This window comes from Paracoccus sp. J39 (assembly GCF_000518925.1).
Taxonomy (GTDB): domain Bacteria; phylum Pseudomonadota; class Alphaproteobacteria; order Rhodobacterales; family Rhodobacteraceae; genus Paracoccus.
In genome coordinates this window covers 13,108-31,734 of the sequence record NZ_JAEN01000021.1, presented here as the reverse complement: position 1 = coordinate 31,734, position 18,627 = coordinate 13,108, and the positions used below count along the sequence as shown (strand labels likewise).

Here is an 18,627-nt window from a genome sequence, read left to right as displayed (position 1 = left end):
GTCTAGTCCTTGCGGTTGCCGAAATCGGGCCTGCGTTTTTCCAGATGCGAGTTCAGCCCCTCCTTCACCTCGGGACCGCCGAAGCCCAGCAGTTCCAGCGCCAGCGAGGCGTCGAAGGCGGGACCGGCGGCGCGCATCCAGTTGTTCAACGAATGCTTGGTCCAGCGGATCGCGGTCGGGGCGCCATCGGCCAGCCGGATCGCGGCGTTCATCGCCCGCTCGGCCAGTTCCTCGGGCTCGACGGCGAGCGAGATCAGGCCGATGCGCTCGGCCTCTTCGCCGGTCATCGGCTCGCAGAGCATCAGGTAGTATTTCGCCTTTGCGATGCCGCAGAGCAGCGGCCAGATGATCGCGGCATGATCGCCCGCCGCCACGCCCAGCCGGGTGTGGCCATCGACGATCTTGGCCTTTTTCGAAGCGATGGAAATATCGGCCAGCAGCGCAGCCACCAGCCCGGCCCCGACCGCCGGCCCCTGGATGGCCGAGACGATGGGCTTTTCGCAATCGAGGATGTTGTGGACCAGTTCCCGCGCCTCGTGCCACATGCGCACCCGGGCGCCGAAATCGTCAATCAACTCCTGCACCAGGGTGAAGTCGCCGCCGGCGGAAAACGCCCGCCCCTCGGCGCAAAGCAGGACCGAGCGCACGGCATCGTCCTTGTGGATCTGTTTCCAGACATCGGCCATCTCGACATGGCCCAGCTTGTCCAGCGTGTTCAGCGTGTCGGGCCGGTTCAGCGTCAGCCGCAGCACGCCCGGATGCGGCATGTCGGCGGCAAAGGCGGTGTAATGCGAATAGGCGTCCATCATTCCCTCATTTTCCAAGTGCCGCGATCTCATCCAGCGCCGCCGGGTTGTCGAGCGAGGATAGGTCGCCCAGCTTTTCCCCGGCATAGGCCTGCCGGATCAGGCGGCGCATGATCTTGCCGGATCGGGTCTTGGGCAGTTGCGTGACCACATGCACCTTGCTGGGCTTGAAGGGCTTGCCCAGGCGATCGCCCACGGCCGCCGCCACGCGCTTGGCCAGGTCGTCCCTGTTGCCATCGAAACCCGGCATGGGCAGCACGAAGACGATCAGCTTCTGACCCTTCAGTGCATCGGCAAGGCCGACCGCGGCCGCCTCGCTGATCTCGGGCAGTTCCAGCACGACTTCCTCAACCTCGGCAGGACCGAGGCGCTTGCCCGCGACCTTCAGCGTATCGTCTGACCGGCCCATGACCACGAAGGCCCCGTCCTCGGATTTTACCGCCAGATCGCCATGCACCCAACAGCCGGGGATGGTGGACCAGTAGCTGTCGATATAGCGTGCGTCATCCTGCCAGAAGCTGGCGGTCATGCCGATGAAGGGGGCGCGGATCACCACCTCGCCGACCTCGCCGATCACCGGCTTGCCCTCGGGATCGGTCACGGTCACGTCGATGCCGGGGGATGATGTGTTGAACCCGCCCGGCGCGATCGGTTTGACCTGCACGCTGGAGAGCAGCGCCCCCGACACTTCGGTGCCGCCGGTATAGTTGATGACCGGGCTGCCATTGGCCGCGAAGCGGTTCTGATACCAGGCGAAATGCTCGGCATCGATGACCTCGCCCGCGGTAATCAGCAGTTGCAGGCTGGAGCGGTCATGCTTCAGCGCCAGTTCCTCATTGGCGGCAAAGCCGCGGATCAGCGTCGGGGCGGACCCGTAATGGGTGATCCGGTGATCCTCGATCAGCTTGCCCATGCGCGACCAGTCAGGAAAGTCCGGCGCGCCGGCGTAAAGCACCAGCGTCGCGCCGCGCAGCAGCGCCGTAGACAGCACCAGTGTGCCGGCGATCCAGCCCATGTCGGCCGGCCAGCAAAAGACATCGCCCGGCCCGACGTTGAAATGCACCGCCGAGTCATGCGCGATGCGCAGCGGAAAGCCGCCATGGGTATGCACCGGTCCCTTGGGCTTGCCCGTGGTGCCCGAGGTATAGATCACCATGAACGGGTCCATCGGCCCCATGCTTTCTGCGGGGCGGTGGTCGTCTTCGGCTTGCGCCACCTGGTTCCAGGTCGGGTCGCCTTGGGGGATCGCCACGCCGGGCGCGTCCTTCCAGATGATCGTTTCGACCGAGGGCAGGTGCTTGCGCGCCTCCTGCATCACCGCCTGCATGTCGACATACTTGCCGCGCCGGCCGAAGCCGGTGGTGGCGATCACCGCCTTGGCCGCGCTGGGTTCCAGCCGCGAGACCACCGCCTCGTGTCCGAAACCCGAGAACAGCGGCACGATCATCGCGCCGATATAGGGGATCGCCAGCGCGGAAACCGTCGCCTCGATGCCGTTGTCGATCAGCAGGCCGATGCGGTCGCCGCGCCGGATACCCCGCTGGCGCAGCCCGTGCGCGAAGCGGCGCACCATGACGGCCAGTTCGGCATAGGTGACGCGGCGGACCTCGCCGGTCTCGGTCTCGTCGATGATGGCGATGCGGTCGGGCGCGGTCCCTGCATATTGCAGCACCGTGTTGACCCAGTTCAGTCTCGCGCCCGGCCACCATTGCGGGAATGCCTTGCCACGCGAAAGGTCCACATAGGCATCGGGTGCCTTGTCCCACCTGATACCCAGGAAGTCGCTGGCGGTCTGCCAATAAACCTCGGGCTTTTCCACCGACAGCGCCAGCAGTGCGTCATAGTCGGCGACCCCCAGCCTTTCGGCCAGTTTCAGCACATGGGCGCTGTCGAAATGGCGCTTTTCGGGGGTCCAGGCTTTGGTGGAAGTCATAGGCATGTCTCCGCTGGCTCGGTGCCGTAATGGGAATAGGGGGCGCAGAGGAATGTCCGGCGGCACGCGGTGCGGATTGTTTCTGGCATTTCCCCTCCTGAAACCTTTGTCGCTGCAGCAGCGACCTCCTCGGGTGTATTCTAACGGATGGTAGATTTTAGGGCCATCGCTGGTTTTCGCGACCGCCCAAAGGTTTTTGCGATGGGATCACATATTCGGGTAATTCGGCCCGTCGGCGCCCTGCGGGGTTGTCCAGTCGATGTTCTGGCTGGGATCCTTGATGTCGCAGGTCTTGCAATGCACGCAGTTCTGGAAGTTGATCTGGAAGCGCGGGCCGTCGCTACCCTCGATCACCTCATAGACCCCGGCCGGGCAGTAACGCTGCGCGGGTTCGGCATATTCCCGCAGGTTCACCGCGATCGGGACCTGCGGGTCGCGCAGCCGCAGGTGGCAGGGCTGGCTTTCCTCGTGATTGGTGAAGCTGAAGGCCACGTTGGTCAGCCGGTCGAAGCTGAGCTTGCCATCCGGTTTCGGATAGTCGATCGGCTTGAAATCCGCCGCCTTGCCGGTCGCCTGCGCATCCGTCTTGCCGTGTTTCCAGGTCCCCAGCGGGTTCCAGCCGGTCAGGTTCGCCACCCACATATCAAACCCGCCAAGCGCCAGCGAGGGCCACAGTCCCAGCCGCGACCAGATCGGCTTGACGTTCCTGACCCGCTTGAGGTCCTTCGCGATCTCGCCGGTCCGCACCGCCGCGTCATAGGCCTCCAGCCGGTCGCCCTCGCGGCCCGCGGCGATGGCCGATGCCGCCGCCTCGGCCGCCGCGATCCCCGAGAGCATCGCATTGTGGTTGCCCTTGATCCGCGGCACGTTCACCAGACCCGCCGAGCAGCCCAAGAGCACGCCGCCATCGAAGCTCAGCTCCGGGATCGACTGCCAGCCGCCCTCGGAGATCGCGCGGGCGCCGTAGGAGATGCGCTTGCCGCCCTCCAAGAGTTCCGCGACCATCGGGTGATGCTTGAAGCGCTGGAACTCCATATAGGGATAAAGGTAGGGGTTTTCGTAGTTCAGATGCACCACGAAGCCGACCAGAACCTGGTTGTCCTCGAAGTGATAGATGAAGGACCCGCCGCCCGCATTCCTGCCGAGCGGCCAGCCCATCGTGTGCACGACCCGGCCCTTCTGGAATTTTTCCGGCGAGACCTCCCAGATCTCCTTCATGCCCAAGCCGAACTTTTGCGGCTCGTGGCCCTCGGACAGGTTCAGCTTCGCCATGATCTCCTTGGCGAGGCTGCCGCGCACGCCCTCGGCGATGAAGACGTATTTGCCGTGCAGCTCCATGCCGGGCTCATACATCGGCCCCGGCGTGCCGTCGGCCTCCAGCCCCATCTCGCCGGCCACGACGCCACGCACGCGGTCGCCCTCCCAGACGATGGCGCTGGCGGCCATGCCGGGGAAGATCTCGACGCCCAGCTCCTCGGCCTGTCCGGCCAGCCAGCGGCAGACATTGCCCATGGAAACGATGTAATTGCCGTGGTTGTTCATCAGCGGCGGCATCGGCCAGTTCGGCACCCGCACCTGGCCCGCCGCGCCGAGGACGTAGAAATTGTCGTCGGTGACTTCGGTGGTCACGGGCGCGCCCCGCTCGCGCCAGTCCGGGATCAGCCGGTCCAGCCCGACCGGGTCCAGCACCGCGCCCGACAGGATATGCGCCCCGATCTCGGAGCCCTTCTCCAGCACCACCACCTGCAGTTCCGGGTCGATCTGCTTCAGCCGGATCGCCGCAGACAGGCCAGATGGTCCACCGCCGACGATCACAACGTCGTATTCCATCGACTCGCGGGTGGAGGTGGTCATGGCTGGGAAGCTCCACTGGCTGGGGGTCGGATCGGGCGCCCCCGACCGCGCGGGGGCACCATTGGGTATTTGAGCAACGAAGAAGCCTCAGAGCTTTTCGGTGAGTTCGGGGACGGTTGTGAACAGGTCTCCGACGAGGCCGTAGTCGGCGATCTGGAAGATCGGGGCTTCCTCGTCCTTGTTGATCGCGACGATCACTTTCGAGTCCTTCATCCCCGCAAGGTGCTGGATGGCGCCGGAGATGCCGACGGCGACGTAGAGCTCGGGGGCGACCACCTTGCCGGTCTGGCCGACCTGCCAGTCGTTCGGGGCATAGCCCGAATCCACCGCCGCGCGCGAGGCGCCAACGGCCGCGCCGAGCTTGTCGGCAAGCGCCTCGATGATCGCGAAGTCCTCTTTCGAGCCCACGCCGCGGCCGCCCGAGACCACCCGGCCCGCCGAGGTCAGCTCGGGGCGGTCGCTCTCGGCCACCTCGTCGGCGACCCAGAACGACAGGCCCGGATCCTCGGCCAGCGCGGCCTCGGTGACCGGGGCACTGCCGCCGTCGGGGGCCGCGTCGAAACTGGCGGTGCGGATGGTCAGCACCTTCTTCGCGTCGCGCGATTTCACCACCTGGATGGCGTTGCCGGCATAGACCGGGCGCTCGAAGGTCTCGGCATCGACGACCTTCGAGACATCCGGGATCACCATCACGTCCAGAAGCGCCGCGACGCGCGGCATCACGTTCTTCGCATCCGTGGTCGAGGGCGCGACGATGTGGTCGTAATCCCCCGCCAGCGACACGATCAGCGCCGCGGTCGGCTCGGCCAGGCGGTGGCCGTAGCGCGCGTCCTCGGCGACCAGCACCTTCGCGACGCCGGCGATGGTGGCGGCCTGCGCCGCGGCGTCCTTCGCATGGGCGCCGGCGCAGAGCAGCGTCACTTCGCCCAGGGTCTTGACCGCATTGACGGATTTCGCCGTGGCGTCGCGGTTCAGCTCGCCATTGGTGACTTCACCCAACAGAAGAACGGCCATCAGAGCACCCCCGCTTCTTTCAGTTTCCCCACCAGTTCGTCGACCGAGCCGACCTTGGTCCCGGCCTTGCGGCCCTCGGGTTCGCGGGTGGTCACGATCTCCAGCCGCGGGGCGGTATCGACGCCGTAATCGGCGGCCGTCTTCTCCTCCAGCGGCTTCTTCTTCGCCTTCATGATGTTCGGAAGGCTCGCATAGCGCGGCTCGTTCAGGCGCAGGTCCGCGGTGACGATCGCCGGCAGCCTGACCTCGATGGTCTGGAGCCCGCCATCGACCTCGCGGGTGACTTTCGCCGCCTCGCCCTCGATCTCGATCTTCGAGGCAAAGGCCGCCTGGCCCCAGCCCAGCAGAGCCGCCAGCATCTGCCCGGTCGCGTTCATGTCGTTGTCGATGGCCTGCTTGCCGGCGATGACCAGCTTCGGCTGTTCCTCGTCGATCACCGCCTTGAGGATCTTCGCCACCGCCAAGGGCTCGATGTCCTGGTGCACGTCATCGGCCGCGACCACCAGGATCGCCCGGTCCGCGCCCATCGCCAGGGCCGTGCGCAGCGTCTCGGCCGCCTGCTTGACGCCAATGCTGACCGCCACCACCTCCGAGGCCGCGCCCTTCTCCTTCAGACGGATCGCCTCCTCCACCGCGATCTCGTCGAACGGGTTCATGCTCATCTTCACATTCGCAAGATCGACACCAGACCCATCCGCTCGAACCCGGGCCTTGACGTTGTAGTCGATAACCCGCTTCACGGGGACAAGGATCTTCATCGAGTTACTCCTGTTGTTTCGTCAACCTGTCACCCGGGCGGCGGCATCGAGGGGGTTCAGCGCGGGCACCGCGCCATAATTGCGGGCCTCGTCGGCGAAGACTGCGCCCGGCGCTGGATAGGATACAGGACCATTTGGCGTCTCGACGGTGATGCGGCGCAGGTGGGGGTGATTAGATAGCTTCTGCATGTCGCTGACCGAGGCCAGGGCGACATCGGCCTCAAGCAGCACGGCGATGGCTTCGTCTGCATTCAGCCCGGCGAAGCCCTCGGCCACCACGGCGTCGGTCTCGGCGCGATTCGTCACGCGGGCGACATTGGTGGCGAAGCGCGGGTCGGTGCCCAGATCCGGGCGGCCGAGGAATACGTCTGCCAGTTTGCGCCATTCCCGGTCGCTCTGGACCGAGATCAGCAGCGGCTGGCCGTCTTTCGTGGTGAACACGCCATAGGGTGCGATCGAGGGATGGGCCATGCCGATGCGCTTGGGCGACTTGCCGCCCTCGTAATTCAGCAGCGGCACGGTCAGCCAGTCGGCCATCACGTCGAACATCGAGACCGAGATCTGTGCGCCCTTGCCGGTCACGCCGCGCGCGATCAGCGCCTCGAGGATTGCGGAATGCGCCGTTGCGCCGGTGGCGATGTCAACGATCGAGATGCCGACGCGAGCCGGTTCATCGGGCCCGCCGGTGATCGAGCAGAGGCCGGATTCCGCCTGGATCAGTAGATCATAGGCCTTGCGGTTGGCCATGGGGCCGTCCTCGCCATAGCCGGTGATCGAGCAGGTGATCAGCCGCGGCCAGTCCCGCGCCAGACGCTCGAAGGAAAAGCCAAGCTTTGCCAGCGCGCCGCGCTTGAGGTTCTGGACCAGCACATCGGCGCTGTCCAGCAGCCGGGCGAGTTCGGCCTTGCCGGCCTCGGATCCAAGATCCAGCGTGACCGAGTCCTTGCCCCGGTTCAGCCAGACGAAATAGCTCGACTGGCCTTTGGCGACATCATCATAGCCCCGGGCGAAATCGCCCTCGGGCCGTTCGATCTTGATCACCTTTGCGCCCGCATCGGCCAGGCGCGAGGTGGTGAAGGGGGCGGCGACGGCCTGCTCGATGGCGACGACCGTAAGGCCCGCAAGGGGAAGCGCGCGCATCAGTAGCTCTTCGGCATGCCGAGGACATGCTGCCCGATATAGCCCAGGATCATGTTGGTCGAGATCGGCGCCACCTGGTAAAGCCGCGTCTCGCGGAACTTGCGTTCCACGTCGTATTCATTGGCGAAGCCGAAGCCGCCGTGGAACTGGATGCAGGCATTCGCCGCCTCCCAGCTGGATTTGGCGGCCAGGTATTTCGCCATGTTCGCCTCGGCGCCGCAGGGCTGGTCGGCGTCGTAGAGCGCGGCGGCCTTGAAGCGCATCAGGTTCGCTGCCTCGACCTCGATGAAGGCCTCAGCGATGGGGAACTGCACGCCTTGGTTCTGGCCGATGGGGCGGCCGAAGACCACGCGCTCGTTGACATATTTCACCACCCGGTCGGTGAACCAGTAGCCGTCGCCGATACATTCCGCCGCGATCAGCACGCGTTCCGCGTTCAGGCCCGACAGCAGGTGCTTGAAGCCCTGACCCTCGGTGCCGATCAGGTTTTCCTCGGGCACTTCCAGGTTGTCGAAGAACAGTTCGTTGGTTTCGTGATTGACCATGTTGGGGATCGGCTTCACGACGAGCTGGCCGTTCGCCTGCGCCTCTTTCGCATCGACGATGAAGATCGACATGCCGTCTGAGGCTTTCTTCACCTGCTCGACCGGCGTGGTGCGTGCCAGCACGATGATCAGTTCGGAATGCTGCACCCGGCTGATCCAGACCTTCTGGCCGTTGATGATCCAGCGGTCGCCCTTCTTCACCGCGTTGGTCTTGATCTTGGTGGTGTCCGAGCCGGTGGTCGGTTCCGTCACCGCCATGGATTGCAGGCGCCATTCGCCGGTCGCGATCCGGGGCAGGTATTTCTGCTTCTGCGTCTCGGAGCCGTGCTTGATCAGCGTGTTGATCACATACATCTGGCCGTGACAGGCGCCGGAATTTCCGCCCGAGCGGTTGATCTCTTCCATGATGACGCTGGCCTCGGTCAGGCCGAGGCCCGAGCCGCCATAGGCTTCGGGGATCAGCGCCGCCATCCAGCCCGCCTTGGTCAGGGCATCGACGAATTCCTCGGGATAGGCGCGGGACTCGTCGATCTTGCGGTGATATTCGTCGGGAAATTCGGAGCAAAGTGCGCGAACCGCGTCGCGGATGTCCTGGTAATCGTCGGTGCGCTGGTCAAACATGGCAAGGTCCGGTCTGAATCTCTGGATGGGTCATGCGTCGGCGAAGCGGAAGATCTCTTCCGCCGCCCGGCGTTCGGTGCGGAAACTGTTTGCGGGATGGTCGGGATCGGCATAGCCGAACGAGACGCCGCAGACGACCTGGCGCCCCTCGGGGATCGCGAAATAGTCGCGGATGAAGGCAGACTGCTGTGCCAGCGCGGCCTGCGGGATCGTGTCCACGCCATGCGCGCGCGCCGCCAGCAGGAAGTTAGCCAGGAAGCCGCCGCAGTCGACCAGCCCATAGGGGCCCAGTTCCTCGGCCGTGGTCATGATGGCGACATGCGGGGCGCCGAAGAAGCGGAAGTTTTCCATCGTCTGGCGAACCCGGCCCTCGTCATCGCCGCGGACGATGCCGACGGCACCGTAAAGCGCGAAGCCGGCAGCCCGACGGCGCGCCAGGAAGTCGCCGCGATATTCCGGGGGAAAAGGCAGGTCCGACTGGATGCCGCCGCCCTTCAGGACTTCCTGGGTCAAAGCCTCGGCGAAAGGTTCGGTCGTGCCCGGGCGGGTCACGATCATGTCCCAGGGTTGGGTATTGCACCACGAGGCGGCGTGACGCGCCATCTCGAAGATGGTGCCGATCACCTCGTCGGGCACGGGATCTGGGCGAAAGCCGCGACAACTGAAGCGGTCGGTCATCAGCCTTTCCAGTACCTCGGTCGCGTTGTCGCCGATCGTGGATGTCTTGAGCATGGCTTCCCCGTCCTTGCCGTTTACGGGGAAAACATAATCTAACACCTGTTTGAACCGCAAGCCTGCCGGTGCCGGTGTCGGGGATTTCTGGTCCAGCCATAGATCTGTCCTATAGCTGGCCGTCAGCCCGTGCGGAAAAGGCGACGTGGGCGAAATTGGGGCCTATGACTGGTGCATGTTCCGCGCTTTCCGGACAGACAGAGAGGACGCGGCCACCGACACAGGGAGGATAAGGATGAAAGAGTTTCGCGGGATCGTTTCGGTGCTGGGGCTTGGTGCCGCCATGGCCGTGCCGATGCAGGCTGTTGCGCAGGACACGCACAGCTTCAAGTTCGCGCATGTGTTTCCGGCAGATCACTATTTCTGGGAACATGGCGCCAAACCCTTTGTCGAGCAGGTCAAGGAAAAGACCGGCGGCCGGATCAGTTTCGAGGTGTTCCCGGCCGCGCAGCTGGGCAAGGATACCGTCAGCCTGCTGAAATCGGGCATCGCGGAATCAGCGATGCTGGTGCCCTCCTATACTCCGCAAAGCCTGCCGCTGACCTCGGTCACAGAACTTCCGGGGTTCTATTCGGAATCCTGCGAGGCGACTCGCATGATGTGGGAGATCAGCAAGCCCGGCGGCGCACTGAACGAATCCGAGTACAAGCCGCAGGGCATCCATGTCTTGTTCACCATCGTGCTGCCCCCCTTCAAGGTCATGACCGTCGGCAAGCAGGTGAAGGAACTGGACGACATGAAGGGGCTCAAGATCCGGGCAAACGGCGCAGCCATGGACAAGACGGTCAGCAGCCTGGGCGCGACCCCGATCCGCGTCACGGCGGGTGAACTTTACGACAGCCTGAGCCGGGGCACGGTGGATGGCGGCTTCTGGCCCTATCACTCGGTTCGGACCTATCAACTGGATGATGTGTTCAAATATGCCGTCGATGGGCTGCAACTGGGCTCGGGGAGCACGGTGTTCGCGATCAGCGACAAGGCGTGGAACACGCTCAGCCCCGAGGACCAGGCGATCCTGACCGAGGCGGGCGCGGCCGCGCAGCAAAACCTGTGCCAGTGGCTGGATACCGAGGAAAAGGCTGTTCATGACGATCTGGTGGCGAATCACGGGCTGAGCGTGACGACGCTGGAGGGTGCGGCCGCGAAGGACTGGCAGGACCGCGTGAGCCACGTCGCCGAGGAGTGGGCGGCTGAACTCGACAAGCTGAACCGCCCCGGCACCGCCATGCTGGAGGCCTTCGCCGCCACCAAAAGCCAGTGACCAAACGAAGGATCGGGTCGCCGCGTGACGGCGGCCCGATCTATCATCCAGCTTATAGGCTCAATCAATTCCAAGCGTCTAATCTCTGAAACGGGTAGGGCCTATTTAGCGTCCACCACCCCGAGACAGATTGGACAGATCATGACCGACAGCGCCTTCGCCCCGCTTGAGTTCGCCCAGGGCTTTACCCTACGCAACCGCATCGCCATGGCGCCGATGACCACCTGGTCGGGCAATCCCGACGGCACCGTGTCGCAGGCGGAACTGGACTGGTATCGGCCGCGGGTAAACGGGGTAGGGCTGGTCATCACCGGCTGCACCCATGTGCAGGCCAACGGTATCGGCTTTACCGACGAGTTCGCGGCTTTCGACGACCGCTTCGTCCCCAGCCTGACTCGACTGGCCCAGGTCAGCAAATCCGGCGGCGCGACGGCGGTGCTGCAGATCTTTCACGCCGGCAACAAGGCCGTGCCCATGCTTGCGGGCGACGTGGTCAGCGCCAGCGCCGTTGCGACCGAGGCTTCGCCCTTTGCGCCTTCGATCACGCCGCGCGCGCTGGGTGAGGCCGAGATCGAGGTGCTGATCGCCGATTTCGGCGCCGCCACCCGCCGCGCCATCGCGGCCGGTTTCGACGGGGTAGAACTGCACGGTGCGCATGGGTTCCTGTTGCAGAACTTCCTGTCGCCGCGTGCCAATCGGCGCAACGACGGTTGGGGCGGATCGCTGGAAAACCGGATGCGTTTGCCGCTGGCGGTGCTGGCCGAGGTCCGGCGGGTCGCGGCGACGGCGGGGCGGCCTTTCCTTGTCGGCTATCGCGTCTCGCCCGAGGAACCGGGCGAGGGCGGGTTGCGGATCGGCGATGTGCTTGCGCTGACCGAAGCGCTGATCGCGGGCGGCGTCGACTACCTGCATGTCTCGCTTGCCGACCTTTTGACCGCGCGACCGCTGGACGGGCAGGACAAGGCGCTGACCGCCGAGCTTTTCGCCCGCCAGGTCGCGGGCCGGGTGCCGCTGATTGCAGCCGGGCAGGTCCGCACCCCCGATCAGGCGCGGCAGGCGCTGGCTTTGGGTCTGTCGCTAGTCGCCATCGGCAAGGGGCTGGTGATGAACCCGGACTGGGTCGAGGACGCCCGTTCGGACCGCGCGGACCGGATCGTGACCGAGCTGGATCTGAAACGCGCCGGCAAGCTGGCCATCCCGGCCAAGCTGCAAACCGTGATCTCTGCCACGGCGGGCTGGTTCCCGCTGCGGCAAGCGGCGTGACATCCATAGGAGAAGCACAATGGAACAGATCCTGAAGGGCAAGACCGCCATCGTCACCGGCGCCAGCAAGGGCATCGGCCTTGCCACCGCCCGGCTTTTCGCCGCCCAAGGCGCCAATGTGGTGCTGACCGCGCGCGGGCAGGCCGATCTGGACGCCGCCGTGGCTGAAATAACGGCCGAGGGCGGCAAGGCGCTTGGCGTGCTGGCCGATTCCGCCGATCCCAAGGCGCCAAAGGCAGTGTTCGAACGGGCCGTGGCAGCCTATGGCCAGGTGGATATCCTGGTGAACAACGCGGGCTATGGTGACATGTCCTCGATCGAGGAAACCTCGGACGCACATTTCGACGAGGTGGTGCAGGTGAATTTCGCCGGTGTCTTTCGTTTCTGCCGCGAAGCCGTGCGGCATTTCATCCCGCGCGGCGAAGGTGCCATCGTCAATGTCACCTCGGTCAATGGCAGCCTTCCGGTCTGCGGCGTGGCCTATACCTCGACCAAGGGGGCGGTGAACACGATGACCAAGAACATCGCCATCCGTTTCTCTGGCACGGGTATCCGCTGCAATGCGGTCGCGCCGGGCGAAACCGACACCCCTATGGCGCGCGCATGGGCCGCGGGCGCGCTGCCAGGCGGCGACAAGATGCTGAAATATGCCCGTGCCTATACCAATACCGAGGTGCCGGGCACGCAGCCCGAGGATCAGGCGAATGCGATCCTGTTTCTGGCCAGCGACATGGCCCGCGCCATCACCGGCCGGGTTCTGACCGTCGATAACGGCGCCTATATGAGCGCCTGAGGAGAATGAAAATGACGAAAGTTCTTGTACTTGGTGCCAATGGGCAGATCGCCCGCCATGTCATCCGGATGGTTCAGGGCGATGTCGATATGACCCTGTTCCTGCGCAATGCCGCCAAACTGGGCGATGTGCCCGCCGGGGCTCGCGTGGTCCAGGGCGATGTGCTGGACGGCGCGCAACTGGCCGAGGCGGTCAAGGGACAAGACGTGGTCTATGCCAACCTGACCGGCGAGGATCTGGACGTTCAGGCCCACGCGGTGATCGCGGCCATGCAGGCACAGTCTGTGCGCCGCCTGATCTTCGTGCTGTCGCTGGGCATCTACGACGAGGTGCCGGGCAAGTTCGGCGAGTGGAACAACGGCATCATTGGCGAGGATCTGAAGCCGTTCCGCCGCGCGGCCGATGCCATCGAGGCATCGGGTCTGGATTACACCATCCTGCGCCCGGCCTGGCTGATGGACGAGGACGAGGTGGATTACGAGACCACCACGCGCGACCAGCCCTTCAAGGGCAGCGTCGTGTCGCGCAAGAGCGTGGCGGACCTGATCGCCCGCATCCTGCGCGAGCCGGCCCTGCATGTCGGAGAAAACCTGGGCGTGGACAAACCCGGCTCCGAGGCCGACAAGCCCTATTTCATGTGACGGATTCCGCCTGATCCCGACAAAGGCCCGCATGCGCGTCCTGTGCGCTGCGGGCCGCTCCTTTTGGTCATAGGTCCAGTCTATGGCCTTGCCAGCGCAGGCTTGGCACTGCCTCGCCTCACGCCGTTTTTCCTGTTCCTGCTCTCATCAAAGGCGGAAAGTCCGTGGCGAAATGGAATGATTGAGGAGAGACGTGGTGGGAAAAAGATCATCGACATTGACCGTGCTGGCCGTGGCTCTGACATTGGCCGGAGGAGTGGCACGGGCCGAGACGCTTCGCTTTGCTTCGGTCTTTCCCGCGACGCATTGGGTCTGGGCCGAGGGTGGCGCGAAATTCGCCGAGCGCGTGACGGAAAAGACCAAGGGCGCCATCACCTTCGACAGCTTCCCCGCGGGTCAGCTCGGCAAGGAGGGGGTGGGCATCCTGCAAAGCGGGCTGGCCGACATGTCGGTCGTCGTACCCTCTTATGAGCCCGCCAAGCTGCCGCTGACCTCTGTGGCCGAACTGCCCAGCTATTACGAGACGTCGTGCGAGGGGACAGCCAAGCTGTGGGCGGTGCTGAAGGAGGGCGGTCCGCTCGACCAGGCCGAATATGCGGCGCAGGGCATGGTGCCGATCTATGCCAACGTGCTGCCCGCCTTCCAGCTCGTGACGGCCACGAAGCCGGTCGAGACGCTTGAGGACGTGGCGGGCCTGAAGCTGCGCGGCAATGGCACGGCGATGATGAAGACCGTCAGTGCGCTTGGCGCGATCCCAGTCAATGTGACGACGACGGAATTCTACGACTCGCTGTCGCGCGGCACGGTGGACGGCGGGGTCTATTACATGGGCTCGCTGGTCTCGACCGGGCTTGACGCCATTGTGCGCCATTCGCTGAAGGGCACGCGCCTGGGTGGCGGCGCCACGGTCTATGCCATCAGCAAGCGCCGCTGGGACAAGCTTGCCCCCGAGGCCCAGCAGGCGATCCGGGAGGCGGGGCTTGAGACTCAGGCAGAGCTGTGTGCCCGCCTCGACAGCTTGCAGGACGAGATCGTGGACAAGCTGGAAGCCGAGGGCAAGCTGACCACCGTCACAGCCTCGCCGCAAGAGCGCGGGCGTTGGGAGGAGCGGCTCGCCCCCGTCGCCGAGGCCTGGGCGCAGGAGATGGAAAAGACCGGTCGTCCCGGACAGGCCATCCTGGATGCCTTCGCCGCCGCGCCCGCAGATTTCAAAGGAGACCCCAAATGAGCAAACCGAAAAGCGGGGCCCGCGCCCTGATCGGAGAGTTTTCTCCCGATTTCGTGGATCTGACCGAGAACTTCCTGTTCGGCCAGATCTGGGAACGCCCGCATCTGTCCAAGCGCGACCGCAGTCTGATCACCTGTGCGGCCCTGGTCGTCAGCGGCAAGACCGAGCAGATGACCGGCCATTTTCCCCGCGCGCTGGAAAACGGCGTCACGCTGGACGAGTTGCGCGAGATGATCATCCACTTGGCGTTCTATGCCGGCTGGCCGAGCGCCGTCTCGGCTCTGACGCGGCTGAAGGACATGGCCGAGACTGGGGCGGAGGACAAGGCATGACCGTTCTGGTCGAGGATTCCGAGGGTATCCGCACCATCACCCTGAACCGTCCCGAGCGGCTGAATGCGCTGGACGGCGACACGCTGGCGGCGCTTGCCAACGGAATCGAAACGGCGGGCGAGGCCCGGGTCATCATCATCCGCGGCACCGGGCGGGCGTTCTGCGCCGGCAACGATCTGAAATGGCTGGCCAGCGGCGTGCTGGACGAGTTGGGCGCGCATATGCGCCATCAGGACCTGATGCAGCGCACCTATGAGATGATCGGCGCCGCGCCGCAGGCGGTGATCGCCTCGGTCAACGGGTTGGCCTTCGCCGGCGGGTTCGAACTGGCCCTGGCCTGCGACATCATCGTCGCCGACGAGGCGGTCGAGATGGGTGACGAGCATATGCGCAAGAACCTGCTGCCCTCGGGCGGGTCGTCCCAGCGGCTGCCGCGCAAGATCGGGCTGGCGCGGGGCATGTATTACCTGCTGACCGGACGGCGCATGACCGGGCGCGAGGCGGCCGAGATCGGGCTGGTCTCTCTGGCCGTTCCGGGCGACACGCTTGAGGCGGAGACGCGCGCGCTGGCCCTTGAGATCGCCAGCCGCGATGCGCGCGCCATCGCCAACATGAAGATCATGGTGCGGCGCGGCATCGAACTGCCGTTGAGCGATGCGTTGTCGCACGAGCGCTGGATACAATACCGCTATCGCAACGAATCCGCCGCCATGATCGCCTCGGTCAAGGCCTTTGCGGCGAAGGGGGCCTCCAAATGACGACCATGGTTCAGAAATTCGCCGATCTTGCGGCCAATACCCGGATCGACGCCCTGCCGCCCGAAGCGGTCGAGGAAAGCGCACGTATCCTGCTGGATTCCATCGGCGTCGCCATTGGCGGCATCCATGAGCTGAAGGGCAAGGCGGGCATCGAGTATGGCAAGCTGATCGGCGGCACCCAGGGCGATGCGACGATCATGGGGACGGGCGACAAGGTCTCGGTCTTCGGCGCGGCCTTCGCCAATGGCGAGCTGATCAACACGCTGGACATGGACGCGATCATGCCGCCTGGCCATGTCACCCCCTATGTGCTGCCCGGCATCATGGCGGTGGGCGAATCGCTGGCCAAGGATGGCAGGTCGGTCATCGAGGCCATCGCCGTCAGCCACGAGATTTCCTGCCGCATCGGCATGGGCATGGATTATCTGCGCGACACCAAGGACGGCAAGGTCGACCCGCCCCCGGTCTTCGGCTATGCCGAGACGGTCTTCGGCGCCACCGCCGCGATTTCCATGCTGCGCGGCCATTCGGCCGAGGTGACGGCGAACGGACTGGGCGTTGCGGGCTCGATCTCTCCGGTCAACTCGCAGACGGCCTGGTTCCAGCATGCGCCAAGCTCGACGATCAAGTATCTGCACGCCGGCATCCTGACGCAATCGGCCTTTACCGCCGCCTATGCCGCCGAACTGGGGCATCGCGGCGACATCCAGATCCTCGACGACGAGGAGTTCGGCTATCGCCGCTTCATCGGCACGCGTCGCTGGTTCGCCGACAGGATGGTCGCCGACCTGGGCCAAGAATGGCGGTTCGTCGAGCTGTCGGCCTTCAAGCCCTATCCGCATTGCCGCATCCTGCACGCCCTGATCGACGAGATGCAGGACATGATGCAGCGCCATGACATCGCGGTCGCGGACATCGACGGCATCAAGGTCTATGTCGAGGGCATGGTCGAGCAGCCCGTTTGGCTGAACCGCGAGATTCTGCTGCCGCATGACGCGCAATTCTCGATCGCGCATGGCATCGCCGTCGGCGCCCATCGCGTGCCGCCAGGACGGCAATGGATGGACCCGGACCTGATCTTCGGCGATTCGGTGATGGGGCTGATGGACAAGGTGACGCATGAGGTCCATCCCGATTACGTCAAGCTGCTGACCAGCAACGCCGCCAGTCGTCCGGCCAAGCTGGAAATCAAGGCCCGTGGCCAGACCTTCGAGGGCGAACGGCGCTATCCCAAGGGCTCGAAGTCGCCTGACCCGGCCAGCTATATGACCAATGAGGAATTGATCGCCAAGTTCATGGGCAACGTGGACGGCATCCTACCCCGCGCCAATGCCGAGGCGATCGTCGATCTGGTCATGGACCTGCGGAAACTGGATGATCTGGGCCGGGTGATGCGACTGACTTCGCCCGACGCCACCGCGTAAGACCGTATGTCTTTTTGGGGCGCATCGACAGACGGGTGGTCCGCCCTGCACTGGCAGCGTTTGAACGATGGTTGCTCCAGGAGCCGATCCTTATGCCAGGAGGACAAACCGAACGAGCATGGCATCGTCTTTGTCGGTTCGGATGTTTCAAAGGACCGGCACGCCGTGGCGGTCGCCGGGGGGCGGTATCTTGGCGAGATCGGCTCGGATGACGCATCAGTCCGGCGGGTGGTGAAGAAGCTGGCCCGCCCGGGCGTTGAGCTGCGGTCCTGCTCTGAGGCGGGGCCGTCCGGCGACGGCCTGAAACGCCTGATCGAGTCGCTCGGGCGCAGCTGCGCGGTGATCGCGTGAAGATCAGCCGCGGGGATGCCGAGTGGTTGGCGCGGTTGCTGCGGGCGGGCGAACCCACGGAGATATAGATCCCGGATCCGGCTCATGAGGCCATGCGAGGTCCGGTGCGCCTGCGGGAATCCGCCATGCGCGACCGGATCCGCTAGCGGTAGGAGATCCGCTCCCTTCTCCGGCGTCACGGGTGGAGCTGTCCCGGCAGCAAGGCTTACCTTGAAAAAAGGACTTCAGTGCGCTTCAACGTTACACCGCCCGGATCTCGATCCGGGCGGTGTGTTCGTGTCAGAAGAACTTCGCCACACGGACCATCAGGCCGGTATCCTGCCTGAAGCCGCCCTTCACGTCGAAATCATGCGTGAACTCGCCGAACAGTGTGGTGGTTTCGTTCAGGAAGGTGGTCACGCCCAGCCGCACCTGCTGGCGGTCGGATTTGAAGCCGGTTTCGACTCCGCCTATCGATTGGTCGCCGCCTTTATAGGCCGCATAGCCCGCCGAGACGAAGGTGGTGGGAGATACGGCATAGGTCAGGTAGGACTGGAAGGAGTAGAGCGTGTCGGTCTTGCCCGTCTCGCCGGCGCCATCGGCGTTGTCGTTATTGGCGAAGAACTCGGCGTCGATGGTGCCCTCCAGCGTCAGCTTTTCGCTGACCGCCGTCTGGCCGCCGATCTGCAAGGCGACGGAATGGCGGTCGCTGCCAATGTTCAGCGCCCGGCTCGAATCGTATCTCCCGGTCGGCAGCTTCAGGTAGCCCGCCAGCACGACAGATTGCCGTTGCTCGGGATTGTTCACCAGCCAGGTCCCGCCCGAGATGATCATGTCCCCCAGGCCCGAGGGCGCATTCAGCCCGGCGCCGTCGATCTCGCCATCCGAGAGCTTGCCGAAGGGCAGGATCATGCTGACGGCCGCCGGACGCCCCCCAAGTTCGAAATAATGCGCAAGGCGCGGCAGGACAAAGGTGGTGGTCAGCTTGCCGTCGATTTCGCTGCCATTCAGGGTGACGCCGTCATTGCGGCCGTGCAGGACGTAAAGCGCGGCGATGCTGGTCCCTGCTGGCAGGGGTGTCCAGTCCATCGGCTGAATGTCGATGGCCTGTGCAGTGCCTGCCGCCAGCGCAAGCGCCGTCGTTGCCGCCCCGCAAAGCGCGGCGATCCGTCTGGTTTTCATTGGTTTTCCTCC

18 protein-coding genes are annotated in these 18,627 nt (G+C 64.9%); 9 read left to right on the top strand and 9 right to left on the bottom strand.

Going from position 1 to position 18,627, the window contains the following annotated elements; translation table 11 throughout:
- Nucleotides 1-2 precede the first annotated feature (2 nt).
- From L632_RS0117115 to L632_RS0117080, 8 genes are all read right to left on the bottom strand, one after another.
- Complete coding sequence (locus tag L632_RS0117115; protein WP_232220998.1) at nt 3-806, bottom strand: enoyl-CoA hydratase/isomerase family protein; 804 nt, start codon at nt 804-806, stop codon at nt 3-5.
- 7 nt (nt 807-813) lie between these two features.
- Nucleotides 814-2,739: an AMP-binding protein gene (locus L632_RS0117110; RefSeq protein WP_036698691.1), complete on the bottom strand. Its 1,926-nt coding sequence runs from the start codon at nt 2,737-2,739 to the stop codon at nt 814-816.
- 207 nt (nt 2,740-2,946) lie between these two features.
- Complete coding sequence (locus L632_RS0117105; protein ID WP_028717217.1) at nt 2,947-4,593, bottom strand: electron transfer flavoprotein-ubiquinone oxidoreductase; 1,647 nt, start codon at nt 4,591-4,593, stop codon at nt 2,947-2,949.
- Between the two features lie 87 nt (nt 4,594-4,680).
- Nucleotides 4,681-5,607 (bottom strand): electron transfer flavoprotein subunit alpha/FixB family protein, encoded by a 927-nt coding sequence (locus tag L632_RS0117100; RefSeq protein WP_028717216.1) that lies wholly within the window; start codon nt 5,605-5,607, stop codon nt 4,681-4,683.
- Entirely contained in the window at nt 5,607-6,365 is a 759-nt protein-coding gene (locus L632_RS0117095; protein WP_028717215.1) for an electron transfer flavoprotein subunit beta/FixA family protein, read from the bottom strand. Before L632_RS0117095 ends, L632_RS0117100 begins: the two co-directional genes overlap by 1 nt.
- A gap of 21 nt (nt 6,366-6,386) precedes the next feature.
- Nucleotides 6,387-7,505, bottom strand: a complete 1,119-nt coding sequence (locus tag L632_RS0117090) for a CaiB/BaiF CoA-transferase family protein (RefSeq protein ID WP_028717214.1) — start codon at nt 7,503-7,505, stop codon at nt 6,387-6,389.
- Entirely contained in the window at nt 7,505-8,671 is a 1,167-nt protein-coding gene (locus tag L632_RS0117085; protein WP_028717213.1) for an acyl-CoA dehydrogenase family protein, read from the bottom strand. Before L632_RS0117085 ends, L632_RS0117090 begins: the two co-directional genes overlap by 1 nt.
- A gap of 30 nt (nt 8,672-8,701) precedes the next feature.
- A complete protein-coding gene (locus L632_RS0117080; RefSeq protein WP_051476479.1) occupies nt 8,702-9,403 on the bottom strand; it encodes a nitroreductase in 702 nt (233 codons plus the stop codon).
- A 235-nt stretch (nt 9,404-9,638) separates the two neighbouring features.
- Here L632_RS0117080 and dctP (L632_RS0117075) point away from each other — a divergent pair, with 235 nt between their 5' ends.
- From dctP (L632_RS0117075) to L632_RS24450, 9 genes are all read left to right on the top strand, one after another.
- Nucleotides 9,639-10,664, top strand: coding sequence for a TRAP transporter substrate-binding protein DctP (gene dctP, locus L632_RS0117075; protein WP_232220997.1), 1,026 nt, complete (start codon nt 9,639-9,641; stop codon nt 10,662-10,664).
- A 141-nt stretch (nt 10,665-10,805) separates the two neighbouring features.
- Entirely contained in the window at nt 10,806-11,927 is a 1,122-nt protein-coding gene (locus L632_RS0117070; protein ID WP_028717210.1) for an NADH-dependent flavin oxidoreductase, read from the top strand.
- A 19-nt stretch (nt 11,928-11,946) separates the two neighbouring features.
- Nucleotides 11,947-12,720: an SDR family NAD(P)-dependent oxidoreductase gene (locus tag L632_RS0117065; RefSeq protein WP_028717209.1), complete on the top strand. Its 774-nt coding sequence runs from the start codon at nt 11,947-11,949 to the stop codon at nt 12,718-12,720.
- A gap of 11 nt (nt 12,721-12,731) precedes the next feature.
- Complete coding sequence (locus L632_RS0117060; protein WP_028717208.1) at nt 12,732-13,361, top strand: SDR family oxidoreductase; 630 nt, start codon at nt 12,732-12,734, stop codon at nt 13,359-13,361.
- A gap of 196 nt (nt 13,362-13,557) precedes the next feature.
- Nucleotides 13,558-14,589 carry a TRAP transporter substrate-binding protein DctP gene (gene dctP, locus L632_RS0117055; protein ID WP_198021843.1) on the top strand — a complete coding sequence of 344 codons (1,032 nt, stop codon included), beginning with the start codon at nt 13,558-13,560 and terminating at the stop codon, nt 14,587-14,589.
- Nucleotides 14,586-14,921 carry a carboxymuconolactone decarboxylase family protein gene (locus tag L632_RS0117050; protein WP_028717206.1) on the top strand — a complete coding sequence of 112 codons (336 nt, stop codon included), beginning with the start codon at nt 14,586-14,588 and terminating at the stop codon, nt 14,919-14,921. The genes dctP (L632_RS0117055) and L632_RS0117050 overlap by 4 nt, the downstream gene beginning before the upstream one ends.
- Nucleotides 14,918-15,679, top strand: a complete 762-nt coding sequence (locus L632_RS0117045; RefSeq protein WP_028717205.1) for an enoyl-CoA hydratase/isomerase family protein — start codon at nt 14,918-14,920, stop codon at nt 15,677-15,679. The genes L632_RS0117050 and L632_RS0117045 overlap by 4 nt, the downstream gene beginning before the upstream one ends.
- Nucleotides 15,676-17,103 (top strand): MmgE/PrpD family protein, encoded by a 1,428-nt coding sequence (locus tag L632_RS0117040; protein WP_028717204.1) that lies wholly within the window; start codon nt 15,676-15,678, stop codon nt 17,101-17,103. The genes L632_RS0117045 and L632_RS0117040 overlap by 4 nt, the downstream gene beginning before the upstream one ends.
- A 165-nt stretch (nt 17,104-17,268) precedes the next feature.
- Nucleotides 17,269-17,454, top strand: coding sequence for a hypothetical protein (locus L632_RS24450; protein WP_156933685.1), 186 nt, complete (start codon nt 17,269-17,271; stop codon nt 17,452-17,454).
- A gap of 279 nt (nt 17,455-17,733) precedes the next feature.
- On the opposite strand, the gene L632_RS0117030 is transcribed toward L632_RS24450, so the two are convergent.
- Nucleotides 17,734-18,615, bottom strand: coding sequence for a transporter (locus L632_RS0117030; protein ID WP_028717202.1), 882 nt, complete (start codon nt 18,613-18,615; stop codon nt 17,734-17,736).
- Nucleotides 18,616-18,627: the final 12 nt, after the last annotated feature.

Excerpts from the sequence above, each read along its gene's own strand:
- L632_RS0117115 (WP_232220998.1), bottom strand. The coding sequence starts at position 806 with ATGGACGCCTATTCGCATTACACCGCCTTTGCCGCCGACATGCCGCAT.
- L632_RS0117110 (WP_036698691.1), bottom strand. The coding sequence starts at position 2,739 with ATGACTTCCACCAAAGCCTGGACCCCCGAAAAGCGCCATTTCGACAGC.
- L632_RS0117105 (WP_028717217.1), bottom strand. The coding sequence starts at position 4,593 with ATGACCACCTCCACCCGCGAGTCGATGGAATACGACGTTGTGATCGTC.
- L632_RS0117100 (WP_028717216.1), bottom strand. The coding sequence starts at position 5,607 with ATGGCCGTTCTTCTGTTGGGTGAAGTCACCAATGGCGAGCTGAACCGC.
- L632_RS0117095 (WP_028717215.1), bottom strand. The coding sequence starts at position 6,365 with ATGAAGATCCTTGTCCCCGTGAAGCGGGTTATCGACTACAACGTCAAG.
- L632_RS0117090 (WP_028717214.1), bottom strand. The coding sequence starts at position 7,505 with ATGCGCGCGCTTCCCCTTGCGGGCCTTACGGTCGTCGCCATCGAGCAG.
- L632_RS0117085 (WP_028717213.1), bottom strand. The coding sequence starts at position 8,671 with ATGTTTGACCAGCGCACCGACGATTACCAGGACATCCGCGACGCGGTT.
- L632_RS0117080 (WP_051476479.1), bottom strand. The coding sequence starts at position 9,403 with ATGCTCAAGACATCCACGATCGGCGACAACGCGACCGAGGTACTGGAA.
- dctP (WP_232220997.1), top strand. The coding sequence starts at position 9,639 with ATGAAAGAGTTTCGCGGGATCGTTTCGGTGCTGGGGCTTGGTGCCGCC.
- L632_RS0117070 (WP_028717210.1), top strand. The coding sequence starts at position 10,806 with ATGACCGACAGCGCCTTCGCCCCGCTTGAGTTCGCCCAGGGCTTTACC.
- L632_RS0117065 (WP_028717209.1), top strand. The coding sequence starts at position 11,947 with ATGGAACAGATCCTGAAGGGCAAGACCGCCATCGTCACCGGCGCCAGC.
- L632_RS0117060 (WP_028717208.1), top strand. The coding sequence starts at position 12,732 with ATGACGAAAGTTCTTGTACTTGGTGCCAATGGGCAGATCGCCCGCCAT.
- L632_RS0117050 (WP_028717206.1), top strand. The coding sequence starts at position 14,586 with ATGAGCAAACCGAAAAGCGGGGCCCGCGCCCTGATCGGAGAGTTTTCT.
- L632_RS0117045 (WP_028717205.1), top strand. The coding sequence starts at position 14,918 with ATGACCGTTCTGGTCGAGGATTCCGAGGGTATCCGCACCATCACCCTG.
- L632_RS0117040 (WP_028717204.1), top strand. The coding sequence starts at position 15,676 with ATGACGACCATGGTTCAGAAATTCGCCGATCTTGCGGCCAATACCCGG.
- L632_RS0117030 (WP_028717202.1), bottom strand. The coding sequence starts at position 18,615 with ATGAAAACCAGACGGATCGCCGCGCTTTGCGGGGCGGCAACGACGGCG.